The following is a 16,310-nucleotide window of genomic DNA, read 5'->3' on the forward strand; positions in this document are numbered from 1 at the left end:
TTACTTTCAGGATTGCTCTCCTTTTTAGGACACCTTTTCCTGTCATCGTGAAAGGACCTTGTGGGCAAACTAGTGAGGCCTTGAAGAAACGCTGTTACGCTCGCACACAAGGTCCTTTCAGGATGACAAAAAGTAGGGAGAAAGTAAGAAAGAGAAAATAAACGAGGTAACTCGTCTCTAAACACCTTGCTTTCTTTAAAAACGAGAAAGCTAAAACAAAAGCTAAAAGAAAGGCTTACGCCTAAGACATACATAACTTCAATGAAAGTTACTGAGCATTTACAGAACGCCACCAGTACCCTTTTCTCGTTTGAGATTCTGCCGCCGGTGAAGGGAACCAGCATCCAGTCTATTTACCAGGGCATTGACCCGTTGATGGAGTTCAAGCCGCCGTTTATCAACGTGACCTACCACCGCGAGGAGTACGTGTTCAAGGAGCGCGAGAATGGTCTGTTGGAGAAAATCACCATTAGAAAACGGCCCGGCACGGTAGGAATCTGTTCGGCGATCATGAACAAGTACCACGTAGACGCGGTGCCGCACATCATCTGCGGAGGCTTCAGCCGGGAAGAGACGGAGAACGCTTTGATGGACCTCAATTTCCTAGGCATCGACAATGTGCTGTTGCTCCGCGGCGATGCGGTGAAGACCGAGCCTGGTTTCCGGCCGCACAAAGACGGACACTCGTACGCCACTGACCTCATCAAACAGGTGGTGCAGTTGAACCATGGCCATTACCTGGATGAGGAGATGGAAAACCCGGTGCCTACTGATTTCTGCATCGGGGTGGCGGGTTACCCCGAGAAACACATGGAAGCGCCCAACCTATCTGCCGATTTGAAATACCTGAAGCAGAAAGTAGACCTGGGGGCTAATTACATCATCACGCAGATGTTCTTCGATAATCAGAAGTTCTTTGAATTTGTGAACGCGTGCCGCGCTGCGGGCATCACGGTACCCATCATCCCGGGCCTGAAAACGCTTACGACCAGAAACCAACTGAACGTACTGCCGCGCTACTTCAACATTGACCTGCCCGAGGACCTGGTGAACGCCGTGGAAGCCTGCACCAACCCCAAAGATGTGAAGCAGGTGGGCATTGACTGGACCATCCAACAGTGCAAAGAGTTGATGGACTTCGGGGTACCGTGCCTGCACTTCTACACCATGAGTAAGTCAGATGCCACGGTAGCTGTAGCCAAGGCAATTTTCTAAACCCTGTTTAGCGGCTATTTCCCGCAAAACAGGCTCAAAGCAGAAGGTCCATTTACCTGAGTAAATGGACCTTCTGCTTTTATCAGGGCTCCTGAAGAAGGTTGCTGGCAGTTTACGTTTAAGGGCTACTTTCGCGAAAACAGCCTTTAACCAGGAATCGGTTTGGCGAAGTAAACCCTACAGCGGAATCCGGTATTTGGTGGTGGTAATGCCCCCGAAGTTGCCGTAGCCGTTCCGGATGTTGCTGTGCAGGTTCAGCGGCTCTGCAAAGGGATTATCTTCCTGGTAGTTACTTTTAGAGCGCTCGTACAGGTACAGGTCTGGGGTAAGGTGCTGCAGCGTAATCTCTATGTATTTGGGAGACAGGCCGCTGCCAATATAGGCGCCTACCTTGTCAGAGAAAGTGATCACGCCCTGCTTTGCCCAGCCATCGTCAAAGACCTTGGACAGCTCTATCTTCTCCACTTCCTCGCCAAAGATGTCGTCGTTGTCCTCCACGGAATAGAAATTCCCGATGAGCTGTTCCGCGTCATCCACCAGCCGCACATGCAGACGGTAATAGTCCTGCTGGTTGGCCAGGTCGTTGAACTGGATGCGCAGCAAACCAACGTAATTGTATCCATCGTTCTTGCTGTCGGGCACAAAAGAAGCAGAGGCTACGGGTACCTGGGCGGGCATGGTCAGTTTTCCCTCAATGGTCTCAAAACCCGGGGCGCTTACGGTGAGGCTGTACTGCTGGCCGGGCTCGGGCGTGAATTCATTGGTGGGCTTGTAGTTGCCTATCTCTTTGTTGTACTCCAGGGGCACAAACGCGAAACTTTGGCGCAGGGTACCGCCGCCATCGGTGATGGTGATGGCCGCATCCTTTACCAGGCCGTTCCGCCAGAGGTCGTCGGTGGCCAGCACTGATTGGCTCCGCCCGATGTACATGTTCTGCTTGGGCGCCTCGGTGTTGAGGTTGTACTGCACTGCCAGCTTGGGAGTGTGCCCGGGCACCTCAATGTCTACTTCCTTCTCACAACCCGTCAAACCTCCGGCCAAGAGAAGGCAGCGCAGGCCCCAGCCCAAGAAGCAGGTGTTTTTAGGTCGGTTTCCGGAAAAAAGGTTAAAAACGAAAGGGAACATGCGCTACTAGAACTTAAAGGTTTTGCTGATGGAAGGTAAGATGGGGAAAAGGCTGATCTGCCTGAACCTGGGTGGATCGCCTTCGTTTCTGCCTGCCTGCACGTAGATAAAATAAGGGTTCTTGCGGTTGTAGGCGTTGTAGAAACTAAGGTTGTTCACCACCTCGCCCCACCGTTTCTTCTTGGTGTGGCTCAGGCTGATATCGGCGCGGTGGTAAGAGGCCATGCGGTAACCGTTGCGGTCGCCGTAGTCATTGTAGGTCTGGGTGCCGCCGTAGCCGCCTTCCCAGGCTTCGCCCAACACGTAGCGGGCCTCGGGCAAGGTAACCGCGTTGCCGGTGCCGTACACCCACGTAGCCGACAGCGAAAGGTTGGGTTTAAGCTGATGGATGACCACCACCTCAAAATCATGGCGCCGGTCATAGCGGTAAGGGAACTCCCGGCCATCGTTCAGCTCCGCAAACTGGCGGTTAGACCAAGCCAGCGTATACCCGATCCAGCCGTTCGTACGCCCTGTCTTTTTGTGCAGGAACAGCTCCACGCCGTAGGCGTCGCCTTTGCCGGTGGTCACCTTGGTATCCCAGCTGTTGGAGATGCCAATGAACGAGGCGCCTTCTTTGTATTCAATGAGGTTGCGCATGGTCTTGTAGTAGCCCTCCAGGCTGATCTCCAGTTTGTCACCGGCAATGGTGCGGGTGGCACCCAGCGCAACTTGGCGCGAGCGCTGCGGTTTTATCTTCTCGGTGGAAGGCACCCAAAGATCGGTGGGCAACCCGATGCCGCTGTTGGTGAGCAGGTGGATGAACTGGGTCATGTGCGTGTAAGAGGCTTTCAGACTCAACTTCTCCGTGGCGATAAACCGCACCGAGGCGCGCGGCTCAATGGAGGAATAAGTCTCTCTGTTCACCAGGAAGCTGTTGGCCCGCACGCCCACATTGACCTTGACCCGGTCAGAGAGCCGAAGATCATCTTCCAGGTACAGCCCTACCTCCTGGGCCACCGTTTTCTGGGTGTTCACCTGCAGGTCCTCGGCAGAGCCTTCGCTGTTGTCCTGCACCTGCAAGGCGCCCGGCTGAAACTGGTGGTGCACGTACTGCCCTCCAAACCGAATGTAATGGTTGGGATTGGGGATAAAGTCAAAGTCCACCTTGGCGCTCAGGTCCCGGATGTTGGACAGGTACTTGAGTTTGTAGCGCACGTCGCGGTCCTGAAAAACAGATTCCTCCTCGCTGCTGATGTCAAACTGGTATTTGGTGTAGGTGAGGTGCGTGTTGAGGAACAGGCGCTGGTTGATGATGCGGTTCCAGCGGAACGCCGAGGTGAGGTTTCCCCAGCCCAGTCCGGCCGTGCTTTTCTCCCGCTTATCGCCGCTGCGGTCCACATCGGCGTAGAATTCATCGTAGCCGGTGTAGGCGCTCAGGTAAAGGCGGTCTTTGTCGCTTACTTTCCAGTTCAGCTTGCCGTTGAGGTCATAGAAATAATAACCAGCCACGCCGTCTTCCTTGTTCATGAAAGGCCGCGCCAGCACATCGATATAAGTCCGCCGGCCAGAGAAGATAAAGGAGGACACATCCTTTTTGATAGGTCCGCCCACCGTCAGCCGGGAGGCGATGAGCCCGATGGAGCCCTCCCCGTCCACCTCGTTCATGTTGCCCTCCTTCATGGAGATGTCCAGCACACTGGACAGCCTTCCGCCGTACCGCGCCGGAAAACCACCCTTCACCAGCTCCACGTTATTCAGGGCCTCGGCGGTGAACACGGAGAAAAACCCGAACAGGTGCGAGGCATTGTACACCGGCACGCCGTCCAGCAGGATGAGGTTCTGGTCAGGGCCGCCGCCGCGCACGTACAGGCCGCTGCTTCCCTCGCCACCAGACTGTACGCCCGGCAACAGCTGCAAGGTTTTGAGCACGTCCACCTCGCCAAACAAGGCGGGCACAGACTTGATCTGCGCCACACTCATGTTGATGGTGCTCATGCGGGTGCTCTCGCGCACGTCTTCCTCGCGGGTGTTCACAATCTCCACCTCCTGTAGGGCAGTGGTAAACGGGGTAAGCAGCAGGTTTTGCTGCACGTCTTTGTCTAAATAGGCCGAAAACGTCTTGCGCTCATACCCCACGTAGGAAAGCACCAGTTTCACCGAGTCTTTGGGCAGGGTAAGGCTGTAGAAGCCGTAGGCGTTGGTGGCAGTGCCCTGCCCCGTGACGGAGTTGAGGATGGCTACCCCAATGAGGTTCTCGCCCGTCTGGGCATCGCGCACGTATCCACTAATGGTGTGTTTCTGGGCAAAACCCGTGAGTGGAAGCAACAGAAGCACCAAACCAGCAAGCATCCGGAGGCTGCGGCCCGCAAGGCCCCGGAACCGAAAATGAAAGGACATTCAGAAAAGAGTTGAGATAGACACTGATCACAGGCAAGGTTTACCTACTTAGTAGGTAAGTGACAGGCAAGATCGTATTTACCCCTACTTCTTCCAAAGGAAATTTTGTTTAATAGCCGATGTGCAGAATGGCGTCTCCCTGGTTGACCACGGGCATGTGGTTGAGCCCTACCACATGGCCCGCCACGGGCGTGGTAATGGGGTGGGTGGCCGCCCCGTAAGGATCAGACACGGCGCCTACCTGCTGCCCCCGGCTCACTTCCTGCCCGTTTTTCACAAAACTGCGGAAAAGCCCGGCCCGGGGTGCCCTGATCCAGGTGGTATGGTGGCAAATGACGGAAGGCTGCGAGGCCGGCACCATTCTCTCGGCCATGTCCAGGTGATGCATGACCCGCTGGGTGCCTTCCATGGCCATGATGATGCCCTGCTCGTCAAAGCGCAACGACTCACCGGTTTCATACACAATGATGGTCTTGCCCATGACAGCCGCTTCTTTGCGCAGGGAGCCCAGCCGGTAATTGGAATTCAGGACGAAGGGGGCACCAAATGCTTTGGCCAACACATCACTCTCGCCATCTTCCAGGCGGCACCTGATCTGCGGGAAATTGGATTTACTTTGGCCCCCGGTATGGAAATCTATGCCATAATCAATGAGCGGCAGTATTTCTTTGGTAAACCGAGCGGCTACGCGGCTGGCCAGCGAGCCTTTGGAGTTACCCGGGAAACTCCGGTTCACGTCTTTGCCGTCTGGCACCTCGCGCGAGAAGTTCAGGAAACCGTAGATGTTGAGGATGGGGATGGCCAACACCGTGCCCCGCTGAGGCGTGAGCAACTTCCTCCTGATCATGCGCCGGATGGTCTCAATGCCGTTTACCTCATCGCCGTGCATGCCGGCCATGAGCAGCAGCACCGGCCCCGGTTCCTGCGCCCGGAACACGTGGATGGGGATGTTGATCTCCGTTCCGCTGGGCAACCGCGAGATATCCAGCCTGATGAGCTTGCTGTCTCCCGGGTAGATAGGAATGTCATTGATGATCATCTCCGCCATCGGGGGTGCTCTTTGATTTGGTCTTTTTGGTTTTCCCTTTGTTCACCAGCAGCTCGGTGTACTCAATGATCTTGCCGGCGATGTCTTTTTGGGTGGCCTTCTCAATGCCTTCCAACCCCGGCGAGGAGTTCACTTCCAGGATAAGGGGTCCGCGGGAAGACTGCAGCATGTCCACACCCGCCACATCCAGGCCCAGCGACTTGGCCGCCATCAAGGCTGCGGTCTTCTCGGCGCGGCTGAGCTTGATGAGGCTGGCGCTACCGCCGCGGTGCAGGTTAGACCTGAACTCGCCCTCTTTGCCCTGCCGTTTCATGGCGCCCACCACCTCCCCGTTCACCACAAACACCCTGATGTCGGCGCCCTTGCTCTCGGCAATGAACTCCTGTACAATGATGCGGGCCTTGAGGTTGTGGAACGCCTCAATCACCGACTCGGCGGCTTTCTGGGTCTCGGCTAACACCACGCCCAGGCCTTGGGTGCCTTCCAGCAATTTGATTACCAGCGGCGCCCCGCCAACCTCTTTGATCAGTTCCTTTACCTGTTTGGAGTAGTTGGTGAAGGCGGTTTTGGGCATGCCCAGCCCGGCCCGGGCCATGATCTGAAGGCTGCGCAGCTTGTCTCTTGACCGCAGAATAGACTGGGAGGCTACCACGCTCTTCACCTTCATCATCTCAAACTGGCGCACCACGGCCGTGCCGTAGAACGTCACCGAAGCCCCGATGCGGGGAATGATGGCATCTATGCCCGTGAGCAACTCGCCCTTGTAGAGAATATGCGGATCACCTTTCTCCATGACCAGGTCACAGCGCAAGTGGTCCAGCACCACTACCTCATGGCCCCGTTGCTGGGCGGCTTCCACTAACCGGCGGGTGGAATATAACTTGGGGTCGCGAGAGAGAATCGCTATTTTCATAAAGGGGAATTCTTGGGTGTGTTACTTTTCTTGGACTTGTTTTTGGCCTTGAGCGACAGGTATTTCTTGGAGACATCCACAATGAAGCGCCGCCTCAGCAGCGTGCGCCCCAGCAAGACCGGGTACTTGAGGTCGCTGCGGTCTGAGAGCGAGAACTCCGTCTCTACCTCCAGCCCGTTGATGAGGACCTTTGTCCGGATTACGTAGCGTTCCTGTACATCGCCAAACGAACTTTTTACAATCCGGAGGTCAAAGTCAGTGAATTGGAAGGCTTTGTGGTTATACCCCGGATGGTTGGCATCCAGGAGCTCAAAGTGGATGGCCCGCTGCCCGTTGGGCAAATCCACTTCCCGTATGTTGTTGCAGTGGATGGAAGAGGTGTACGCACCGGTATCTACCTTGGCTTCTATGTCAAACAACTCCAGCTCGGGGAAATCCACCATCTCGCGCCGGCCTATGATACTTTTTACAGGTTTGTCTTTCTTCATACCTCCTGGACTTAGTCGTTTTTAAGCCTATTTGGTAAAAAGAGGCCTGAAACAGACGCTGACTACTCAGTTAAGATGCGCACCTAAAAACTAAACGGCTCTCTGCACAGGTGCCTTGTGCTGATGATTTGAACGCCGGCCTGGTTGGTGGTGGCGCTGCTAACCGTAGAGCACTCCTTATGGTCGTTGCTGTGCCTGATAAACACAAAAGCAGATACGGCGAAAAGCACGATTCCCGCGCCCGCAAAAAGTACTGGCTTCTTTTTCATCATCTGGTGCCTTCCGTTACTGGAACAGACTTGTTTCTAGGCCAATATGAGAAAAAGAAGCCAGAAACCAGCTTACTTGTTACCGGTGTAGGTGATCCGGTAGATGGCGTCGTTCATGTCATCAGACACCAGCATGGATCCGTCTGGCATCACTTCCACGTCTACTGGGCGGCCCCACTCCTTCCCGTCCTGCAGCCAACCCGCCGCGAACGGCACAAAGCTGCCTTTGCCCTGCGCATCGGTGCGGTAGAGGCTCAGGCGGTACCCTATTTTCTCGGTGCGGTTCCAGGAGCCGTGCTCGGCAATGAAGATCTGGTTTTTGTAGTTCTCGGGGAACATGGCGCCGGTGTAGAACTCCATGCCCAGCGTGCCGCCATGCGGATTCAGTTTCTGCACGGGTGCGGTGTAGTCGGCGCAGTCCTTTCCTTTCCCGAACTCAGGGTCCAGGGTCTCGCCGGCGTGGCAGAACGGATACCCGAAGTGCATGCCTTTCTTGGGGGCGCGGTTCAGTTCATCTGGCGGCATGTTGTCACCCATGAGGTCACGGCCGTTGTCGGTGAACCAGAGTTCCTTGGTGGTGGGGTGCCAGTCAAAGCCCACGGTGTTGCGCACGCCGCTGGCGAAGACCTCCAGGCCGGAGCCGTCTGGGTTCATGCGGCTAATGGCGGCGTACACCGGCTCTTTCCGAAGGCAGATGTTGCAGGGCGCCCCCACCGGCACGTACAGCTTGTCATCTGGCCCGAAGGCGATGTATTTCCAGCCGTGGTGCTCCTCCGTGGGGAATTTGTCATAGACCACCGCCGGCTTGGGCGGGTTCTTCAGGTTCTGGGCGATGTTGTCATACCGCGTGATGCGGCTGATCTCGGCCACGAACAGGGAACCGTTGCGCAGGGCCACCCCGTTGGGCATGTTCAATCCACTGGCAATGGTGATCACCTCATCGGCTTTGCCGTCTTTGTTTCTGTCTGGCAGGGCGTACACGCTGCCTTTGTCACGGGAACCTACGTAGAGCGTACCATCCGGGCCCAGGGCCATGGAGCGGGCATTCACCACGTTGCGGGCAAAGTAACTGATCTGGAAGCCGTCTGGCAGGGAGATCTTGGCCAGGTCTGCATCAGTGGCGGGCTGTTCCGTGACATTCTCAGAGGCGGTGTCCTGGGCGGCGGTAGAGGTTCTCTCCCCTTCTTCGTTCGCATCGGGCTTGCCAGAGTTGGAAGAGCATCCAAGTTGGCAGAGAACCACCAGCAAACAGGTACTCCACCGCAGGATGGTGCTTTTTTTCATAGTTCTAGGGTAGGTTTGCAGAGCACGCGGGAATACCCGAATACTCCAATTAGAAATTACAGCTTATAAAGTATTTAACAGGACAATATTAGTTAAATTTAATATTGTAAAAAATTCAGCAACCACGATCCTCGGCAGGTTTCAGCGTGCCTACAGAGATACCAACCTGTCTCTCACCTAGTAGGCAAAATGAGACAGCGGTTGGTAGATCTTCCTACCGCAACATACCCCCACAAGTATAAAAGTAAAAGTCGCTTTTCCGTTTTGGAGCACGTTTTTTTTTAAAGCGCCTAAAACCCTCCGGGAAAAACATCCTTAGGGCGTATACGCAAAGAAACTCAGTTGGCTGTCTTTGAGCGGTGATTCCTGAGCCAGGTGGCCACGGTGTACAGCAGGTTGGTATGGCCGGTCTGCAGCACCACCAGGTTATGCCGTTTGAGGGCGTTGAGGAAAACCTGCAGCCTTTTCTGCGAGATGATCTGGTCATACTTGCCCAGGAAGACGTTCACCTCTATGTTGCTTTGGTTCAGGAGCCGCACAATCTTGCGGGTGTCAAAGGTAAGGTTGCTGAAGCCCGTCCAGCTGCGATACACGCGCAGGCGCTTCTGAGGCGAGTCCATCTGCCAGTTGGCGAATTTGACCAGGCCCGAGTCTACCCACCGTTTCTGCTCCAGCCAGGTCAGGGTCTGGAAAAACCGCGTGGGCCGCAGCACAATGCGCTTGAACAAGCCCTGCATCCAGCCGGGGTAGGTGGCCAGGCTGTAAAGTAAGTGGGTTTTGATGCCATCGGGGGCAATGAGGTAGAGTTCCTGCATGCGGTCATGGAACTTCTCCAGCACCGTGAGCGCAAATTTACCGCCCATGCTGAAGGCCATTACCGAAAAGCGCCCAATCTCTTCCTTCTCCAGCAAGGCCTGGATAAAGGCCTGCAGTTTCTTTTTGGAGAGCGGCTGGTCTGCTTTGCTCAGGGTGCTTTGGCCGTGGAAGAAAAGGTCTATGGCGTACACCCGGTATTCTGGCTGCAGCGTACGCGCCATGTTATCATAGTAATGCCCTTCCTGCCCGTAACCATGGAACGCCAGGAGCGCCCTTGGGCCAGTACCCATAATGCGGTAATGCAGCTTAGATGATTTTATTCTGATGAATGGCACGGAAAAGAGCGGTTGTCTGTGGTGAATAACTTGCCGAAAGATAAGGCAGGGATTCCTGCGTGAACTTGCAGGTCCCTACCAGAGCTTTCCAAATTACCTTTTACTGACTCAGGCCCGCCGGGTTGTTAGAGATCTCCCGCTCAAAATACACCAATTCCTTTTGGGCAGGATTTTCCTGCACCGTGCAGTAGTAAACCCGTTTCGCAAAACGCCTCACCACCAATTTCAAACCAGGGTTCACTCTCGCGAAAACGACAGTGCCCGGAAGGTATAAATTTTCCATCATCTAGTAAGGTACGCAAAAGAAGTCAGCAGTAGGGTTTTATTTCTGGCATTCGGCGCCCTTCAGGCTTTAAAGCGCTAAATACATGGAGCAAACACTTTTCTAAGCTGGAAACAACTTGAAAATCGGTTTCTCCAGTGATTCTCCTAGCCTAAGCATCAGCCCTTACCTTCCTTGCCTTTTATACCATGTTGTTCATACAGGTTGACTTTTCCGGTGGAAATGCCTCCCTCCTTTCCGGGGTTTACCCGGATTTACCTGTAGGGATTTTGCCTTCTTCTGATAGGTCAATTTATATATAGTGATTTTTCCGGCTGTTTTGCGCCCGGTTTCGTAAAAAGAAGCAGAACCTACTAAACCTAACTATATGAAAACCAAGATTTTATTTCTCACTTTATTCACCGTCGCCTTTACCTTTTTCACAGGCCAAGCGTGGGCGCAAACCACCGAGAATCAGCAGGAGCTGAATACCGAGCAGGACTCTATCAAGCAGCGGGCGCAAGATGACAAAAAACGTCTGAACGCCTTAACAGACTTGAAGAAAGACACCAAAGCCGATGCCAAGGTGGCCAAAGAACGGGCCAAGGAAGCCAGCCGGATAGAAAAGGAAGCCTCAGACGCAGCCCAGGAGGCAAAACAAGCTGCCAGAATGGAACAAAAAGCCCAGCGCAACAGAATGAAAGCCGACAAGCAAGCCAGAAAAGCCGAGAAAGCCCTGGAAAAAACCACCGACAACTAACTCCCGCGCTGACTCCATTGATTTGACGAATTTCAGATAATTCTGGAGCCACCACCTTTACTCCTGAAACCACAGGTTACATTCCTGATGTAAATGGAGACCAAAGCAGAAGCCGTTTCCAGCTTGATTTTCATAAATCAGGCCCGAAACGGCTTCTGCTTTTCTTCCTCTAAAGGAAGGCCTTCAATTTTCTTGTCCTGTTTTGCCTACAGCAAGCCAGTTTTATTCTCCACAGTGGTTACCCTGCTGCTTCTACCTGCCACATCAAAGGCAGCCAGTTTTATGGTCCCTTTTTCAGAAACAGGCCCAGAATACACTTTGCTTTGCGCGGTAGGCTCTGACCCATCCAGGGTGTACCTGATGACCAGGCCGGGCATCTGCACGTTGGCCAGTACTTTGCCGTCCTGCACGGTGGCGCCCACGGTGGGAATCCGGTACCCGAAGCCTCCGGCGTAGTGACTGAGGCGGGGCAGTTCCCGTTTGCCCAGCACGTTCACAAACTGGGACCAGGCCTGCGTATAGGCGGCTTTGCTCTGGCTAGATTCGGGGTTGGAGGCCCAGGCAGGATCAGGGGCCCAGGCTCTTTCGGCTAAGCCCAGCACCTTGGGCAGGAGCATGTATTCCAGCCGGTCCGGTGAGGTAAGTGTCTCGCTCCACAAAGGCGCCTGCAGCCCCACAATGTTGGCGCGGGCCGCGGGCTTCAGTTGCTCTTTTCCCGCGAACGCAGCGGTGGAGGTAAGCGGTTTGTTATCCTCGTTCACCCGGATGCTTTTCATGTAGTCAAACGGATTGAAGTAGAAGGGTTTGTCCACGTCCAGAAAACCACCCCAGTACAATCCTTTCTCATCGTATTCTTTCTGGTACGCCAAGTCCAAGTAGAAGTGCGTCACGTTGGTAAGCACCACTTTGTAGCCGGCGTTGGCCATGCGGTACGGCAGGTCCAGGTTGGCGCCCAGGTTGTTCCAGACATCCACGTGGAAATTCTTCTTCACAAACGTGGGGTTGGCCACGTAAGACAGGCGCCCGTTGGTCCGCACCTTGCGCAGGCCTATTTCCTCCCAGCCAGACAGGTACAGTTTGCGGGCCTCCAGCATCTTGCTCACCTTCCCGAAGAAGTAGTACCAAAGATCGTCCACGTTCTTCACCTCAGGGTTTTTGGCCATCAGGTTCTGCACCTCCGGCGATTTCTCCCACACCCCGCTGGGCACCTCGTCTCCACCGAAATGGATGGTCTGGATAGGCGCGCCGGCTTCTTTGTACATGGCCAGCAGCTCATCGGTCACTTTCTCCAGGAAGTTGTAGGTAGACGGCAGCGCCACGTTGATGACGTTGTCATTGAAGTACTGCACTGAGCGGTACTCCGATTTATCGTTCAGGTCACGGAGCAGGTACTTCTGGGCCTCGGCGGTCTTGCCTTCCTTCATCAGCCGCTCGTAGCGGGCATCCATGGATTTGATGGCGGCGCGGGCGTGGCCCGGGGTCTCCACCTCGGGGATGACTATGATGTGCCTTTCGCGGGCGTATTTGAGAATCTGCACGAAATCTGCGCGGGTGTAGAAACCGCTGCCGCTGGATTTGTCCACGTCTGGACCGGAGCCGTAGGCGGGCATCAGGAAGTTTTTCTCGCTTGGGTCATGCCCCCGGCGACCACCCACCTGCGTCAGCTCGGGCAAGCCCGGAATCTCAATGCGCCAGCCTTCGTCATCGTTCAGGTGGAAATGGAACACGTTCAGTTTGTACAGGGCCATCAAATCCAGCAACTTCAGCACGGCCTCTTTTTTATGGAAGTTTCGGGCCACGTCCAACATGACCGCCCGGTGCCCGAACCGCGGTTCGTCTTTCACCTGTACCCCGGGCACCAAAACCGAAGTCTGCGTCTGGGCCAGCGCCGAGGCAGGCAACAGCGTTTTCAGAGACTGCGTGCCGTAGAAAGCACCCGCAGGCGTTGTGGCGGAGATCAGGATTTCCTGCGGCGTTACCTGCAATTCATAAGCCTCTTTGCCAAGGCCCGCCTTTTTCTTCAGCCGGATGGCCTTGCCTGTGCCAGAGGCTTTCACCTCGGGTTTCTGCCCGAAGATGGAGCCCAGGTGAGTTGCCAGCAAAGTAGCCTCGTTCTGGAAAGCCTGATCCGCGACCACCGGCACCGCCGAGGTCAAGGCAAACGCCTGGTCAGTTTCTTTGTACTGCGCCGGGGTGGGGAAAACCTTCGTGAGTTGCTCACCTGGGATGTCTTTGATGCCGCTGTTCTGGGTGTAGATGTCTTTGGGCTCAATCCAGCCTACCATGTTCTTGGCGGGTTTCAGGACCTGGGCATTGGTGATGGCGTACCCTTTGGTTGGTTCTTTGTCCCACACCAGGTAAAAACCACGGGGCGCCCGGGACTCGTTCACAATCTGGCCGGCCGCCACAAACTCAAACTTCTGCGTGTCGCCGGGCTTCAGTTCCTTGAATTTGCCCGTCGGCACGATGCGCAGCAAATCCCCGTTAATGGACTCTACCTTCAAGGGCGCATCCGTGGCTTTAGGCGTGAAAGAGGGCGTACAGTGGAAGTAAATACTCCATCCCGAGGCCGGCAAGGCCACGGCCCCGCTGTTTTTGAACGTGAGCACCGACAGCGTCTGGTTTTTGCCCAGGTACTTCTCCTCCAGCACTTCCCAAGTGAGGCTCAAAGGCTGCTGTTGCGTGTCTACCGCCGGCGCGGCTGTCCCCTGGGTTTGGGCTGGGGACGGTTGCCCGCAGGAACAAATGGAAATCAGGCTCAATAAACAAACTAGAAGGTGTTTCATAAGGGGATTTGTTTTTGATTCACATGACAAAAGGCAAGCACGGGGCAAAAGTGATTCCTCCTGATTCTGCCCTACCAGGATTTGCGCCTCTAAAGATATCATTACCGCCCGACTTTCCCTCTTTCTTCTGGTGGAAGGCTAAATTTCTAGGCAGCTCTGGCGTTTATTACCCTTTTTACGCAAAGAAGGCCTAAAAACAAAGAAACCCGCTTTAAGCCTGCTTTCACAAAAACAGGCCCAAAACAGGTTCCATTGCTTTCCGATTCAAGCCTTATTTCGCAAAAATGGGCTTGAAACAGAGGTAAACAGCAGACGGATGCTAGCCTAGATTTTAGAAACCCCGCCGGACACCACAAACTTCATGACCTCGCTGCTAGGGATTTCCAGGTAGGTGACATTCTCGCGGGCCACCAGGAACAGCTCACCGGAAAAGTTGTAGGAGTGCGGGAAGTAGACGGCCACTTTCTCGGGCAGGTTCACCGCCTCCATGGACAGCTGCGTCACGAAGCCCAGTTTGTAGGTATCGTTAAACTGTGTCATCTTCACCAGCACCGGCTGGTTGAATTTCTGGTTCTCGCCCACAAACGCATCAAAAAGGTCTTTGAGCGAGGAGTAGATCATGTTCACCAGCGGCAAACGGCTCATGATGCGCTCGGTGAGCACAAAGAAAGGCTTCACCAAAAAATGAGAACCTATATACCCCACCAACGTCACCAGAAGAATGATGAGCAGCAGGCCCACACCGGGGTAGTTGAGCCAAAAGAGATCATCCAGCCAGTTGATGGTGGCCACAATGATGTAGATGGTCAGGGAGATAGGTGCTACAATCAGGAAGCCATTCAGAAAATAGCGTAAGATTTTTTTCATAAACAGAAGGATAGTAAAAAAGCCCCGTCTCCGGGGCTTTCAAATATACTGAGTCTCTAATATTTTGTTCTAAGAATTATACCGCCACAGGGTGCTGCGCCTGAATGGCATCGGCTACCTGCTGCATGAGCCACATGGGGGTGGAAGTAGCGCCGCAGATACCCACGGAGGTCGCGTCCTTAAACCAGTCCATGTCCAGTTCCTCGGCGTTCTCCACGAAATAGCTCCTGGGGTTCACCCGCTGGCAAACGGCATACAGCGCCTTGCCGTTAGAGCTTTTCTTGCCGCTCACAAACACCACCACATCATGGTTCTGCGCGAATTTGTCCAATTGCGGCTCGCGGTTAGACACCTGGCGGCAGATGCTGTCATTGGCATCCAGGTCAAAAACCTCTATCCCGTTGGCTTTCACTGCTGCTACGCGCTCCTCAATGAGCTCTTTCATGCGGTAGAAGCCTTTGGTGCTTTTGGTGGTCTGGCTAAACAGGGTGATGGGGCGGGTATAGTCCAGTTGGTCCAGGTCTTCCTCGGTGGTGATCACGATGGCCTCATTGCCGGTCTGCCCGGCCAAGCCGATGACCTCAGCGTGCCCCTGCTGCCCGTACAACACAATCTGGCCGTTGTGGGCTTTGACCGAATCATAGGCATGCTTTACGCGGTTCTGCAGTTTGAGCACCACCGGGCAAGAGGCGTCAATGAGCTCCAGGTTGTTGCGCAAGGCTGTCTGGTACGTCTCCGGCGGTTCGCCGTGCGCTCTTATGAGCACTTTGCAGTCATGCAGTTGCTCCAGCTGCTCGCGGTCAATGATGCGCAGGCCTTTGTTATACAAACGCTGTACCTCCATGCTGTTGTGCACAATGTCACCCAGGCAGTACAGCTCAGATACTTCTTCTAATTCATCTTCTGCCATCTGAATGGCAAACTCTACCCCAAAACAGTAGCCCGAATTCTTATCTATGGTGACGTTCATACACAAAGGTAACAATCTGTTTACTGGGCAAGTTCTCTTTGCAGCAGCGCCGAAGCGACTAAATCCAGCACGAAGTCTACCTGCTCATCTATGGTAATATAGGAAGTATCCAGCAAATGCGCATCCTCAGCCCTTCTCAGGGGGCTCTCGGCGCGGGTAGAGTCAATGAAGTCGCGTTTCTTCAGGTTCTCCACAATATCGTCAAACGGTACCATCTGCTTTTTCTCAAACAGCTCCTGCTGGCGGCGGCGGGCCCTGATTTCCACCTCGGCGGTCATAAATACCTTCACCTCGGCATCGGGGAAAACGGCGGTTCCTATGTCACGGCCGTCCATCACCACGCCGCGGCGCTTGCCCATTTTCTTCTGCTCGGCCACCATGGCATGGCGTACGGCCGGCAGCACGCTCACCTCGCTCACCTTGTCAGAGATGTACATTTTCCTGATCTCGTCCTCCACGTTGAGGCCGTTGAGGAAAACCTCGTTGCGGCCCGTCTTTGGGTTCCGGTGGAAAGTGACTTCAATGTTGTTGAGCGCTTCCTGCACCTTCTTGGGGTTGGTGAGGTCTACGTAGTGCTCTAAAAAGTAGAGGGTAACGGCCCGGTACATGGCGCCGGTGTCAATGTACGCGTAGCCTAGTTCTTTTGCCACTTGCTTGGCGGTGGTGCTTTTACCACACGAAGAGTGCCCGTCCAGGGCTACTACAATCTTCTTCATACCAGTGCCTTAGGTGAATTAATTAGCAATCTTTGGTGGGGCAGGGTATGCCTTTGCCCGAGCGCTGGTGGCGCTGG

The 16,310-nt window shown here is 54.6% G+C and carries 14 protein-coding genes; 2 read left to right on the forward strand and 12 right to left on the reverse strand.

What is annotated here, in order from left to right; translation table 11 throughout:
- Nucleotides 1-261 precede the first annotated feature (261 nt).
- A complete protein-coding gene (gene metF, locus FOA19_RS03205) occupies nt 262-1,215 on the forward strand; it encodes a methylenetetrahydrofolate reductase [NAD(P)H] (RefSeq protein ID WP_149089342.1) in 954 nt (317 codons plus the stop codon).
- 177 nt (nt 1,216-1,392) lie between these two features.
- Here metF and FOA19_RS03210 read toward each other — a convergent pair whose 3' ends face one another.
- The 8 genes from FOA19_RS03210 to FOA19_RS03245 form a co-directional block, all read right to left on the reverse strand.
- Nucleotides 1,393-2,340, reverse strand: coding sequence for a DUF4249 domain-containing protein (locus FOA19_RS03210; RefSeq protein WP_149089343.1), 948 nt, complete (start codon nt 2,338-2,340; stop codon nt 1,393-1,395).
- Nucleotides 2,341-2,346: 6 nt separating this feature from the next.
- Entirely contained in the window at nt 2,347-4,719 is a 2,373-nt protein-coding gene (locus FOA19_RS03215; RefSeq protein WP_149089344.1) for a TonB-dependent receptor, read from the reverse strand.
- Nucleotides 4,720-4,828: 109 nt separating this feature from the next.
- Nucleotides 4,829-5,767: a succinylglutamate desuccinylase/aspartoacylase family protein gene (locus FOA19_RS03220; protein WP_149089345.1), complete on the reverse strand. Its 939-nt coding sequence runs from the start codon at nt 5,765-5,767 to the stop codon at nt 4,829-4,831.
- On the reverse strand, nt 5,745-6,680 hold the full coding sequence (gene rimK / locus FOA19_RS03225; protein ID WP_149089346.1) for a 30S ribosomal protein S6--L-glutamate ligase: 936 nt from the start codon (nt 6,678-6,680) through the stop codon (nt 5,745-5,747). The genes FOA19_RS03220 and rimK overlap by 23 nt, the downstream gene beginning before the upstream one ends.
- Nucleotides 6,677-7,168 (reverse strand): ATP-dependent zinc protease family protein, encoded by a 492-nt coding sequence (locus FOA19_RS03230; protein ID WP_149089347.1) that lies wholly within the window; start codon nt 7,166-7,168, stop codon nt 6,677-6,679. The genes rimK and FOA19_RS03230 overlap by 4 nt, the downstream gene beginning before the upstream one ends.
- A 341-nt stretch (nt 7,169-7,509) precedes the next feature.
- Nucleotides 7,510-8,721 carry a PQQ-dependent sugar dehydrogenase gene (locus FOA19_RS03235; RefSeq protein ID WP_149089348.1) on the reverse strand — a complete coding sequence of 404 codons (1,212 nt, stop codon included), beginning with the start codon at nt 8,719-8,721 and terminating at the stop codon, nt 7,510-7,512.
- Between the two features lie 338 nt (nt 8,722-9,059).
- Nucleotides 9,060-9,872: an alpha/beta hydrolase gene (locus tag FOA19_RS03240; protein ID WP_149089349.1), complete on the reverse strand. Its 813-nt coding sequence runs from the start codon at nt 9,870-9,872 to the stop codon at nt 9,060-9,062.
- Between the two features lie 100 nt (nt 9,873-9,972).
- A complete protein-coding gene (locus FOA19_RS03245) occupies nt 9,973-10,158 on the reverse strand; it encodes a hypothetical protein (protein ID WP_149089350.1) in 186 nt (61 codons plus the stop codon).
- 364 nt (nt 10,159-10,522) lie between these two features.
- Here FOA19_RS03245 and FOA19_RS03250 point away from each other — a divergent pair, with 364 nt between their 5' ends.
- Nucleotides 10,523-10,894: a hypothetical protein gene (locus tag FOA19_RS03250; protein WP_149089351.1), complete on the forward strand. Its 372-nt coding sequence runs from the start codon at nt 10,523-10,525 to the stop codon at nt 10,892-10,894.
- Between the two features lie 206 nt (nt 10,895-11,100).
- On the opposite strand, the gene FOA19_RS03255 is transcribed toward FOA19_RS03250, so the two are convergent.
- The 4 genes from FOA19_RS03255 to cmk form a co-directional block, all read right to left on the reverse strand.
- Complete coding sequence (locus FOA19_RS03255) at nt 11,101-13,680, reverse strand: family 20 glycosylhydrolase (RefSeq protein WP_190300268.1); 2,580 nt, start codon at nt 13,678-13,680, stop codon at nt 11,101-11,103.
- A 324-nt stretch (nt 13,681-14,004) separates the two neighbouring features.
- A complete protein-coding gene (locus FOA19_RS03260) occupies nt 14,005-14,547 on the reverse strand; it encodes a DUF502 domain-containing protein (protein WP_149089353.1) in 543 nt (180 codons plus the stop codon).
- A 76-nt stretch (nt 14,548-14,623) separates the two neighbouring features.
- Nucleotides 14,624-15,517 carry a 4-hydroxy-3-methylbut-2-enyl diphosphate reductase gene (locus FOA19_RS03265; protein ID WP_149089354.1) on the reverse strand — a complete coding sequence of 298 codons (894 nt, stop codon included), beginning with the start codon at nt 15,515-15,517 and terminating at the stop codon, nt 14,624-14,626.
- Between the two features lie 20 nt (nt 15,518-15,537).
- On the reverse strand, nt 15,538-16,233 hold the full coding sequence (cmk, locus tag FOA19_RS03270; protein WP_149089355.1) for a (d)CMP kinase: 696 nt from the start codon (nt 16,231-16,233) through the stop codon (nt 15,538-15,540).
- Nucleotides 16,234-16,310: the final 77 nt, after the last annotated feature.

This window comes from Rufibacter hautae (assembly GCF_008271695.1).
GTDB classification, from domain to species: Bacteria; Bacteroidota; Bacteroidia; order Cytophagales; family Hymenobacteraceae; genus Nibribacter; species Nibribacter hautae.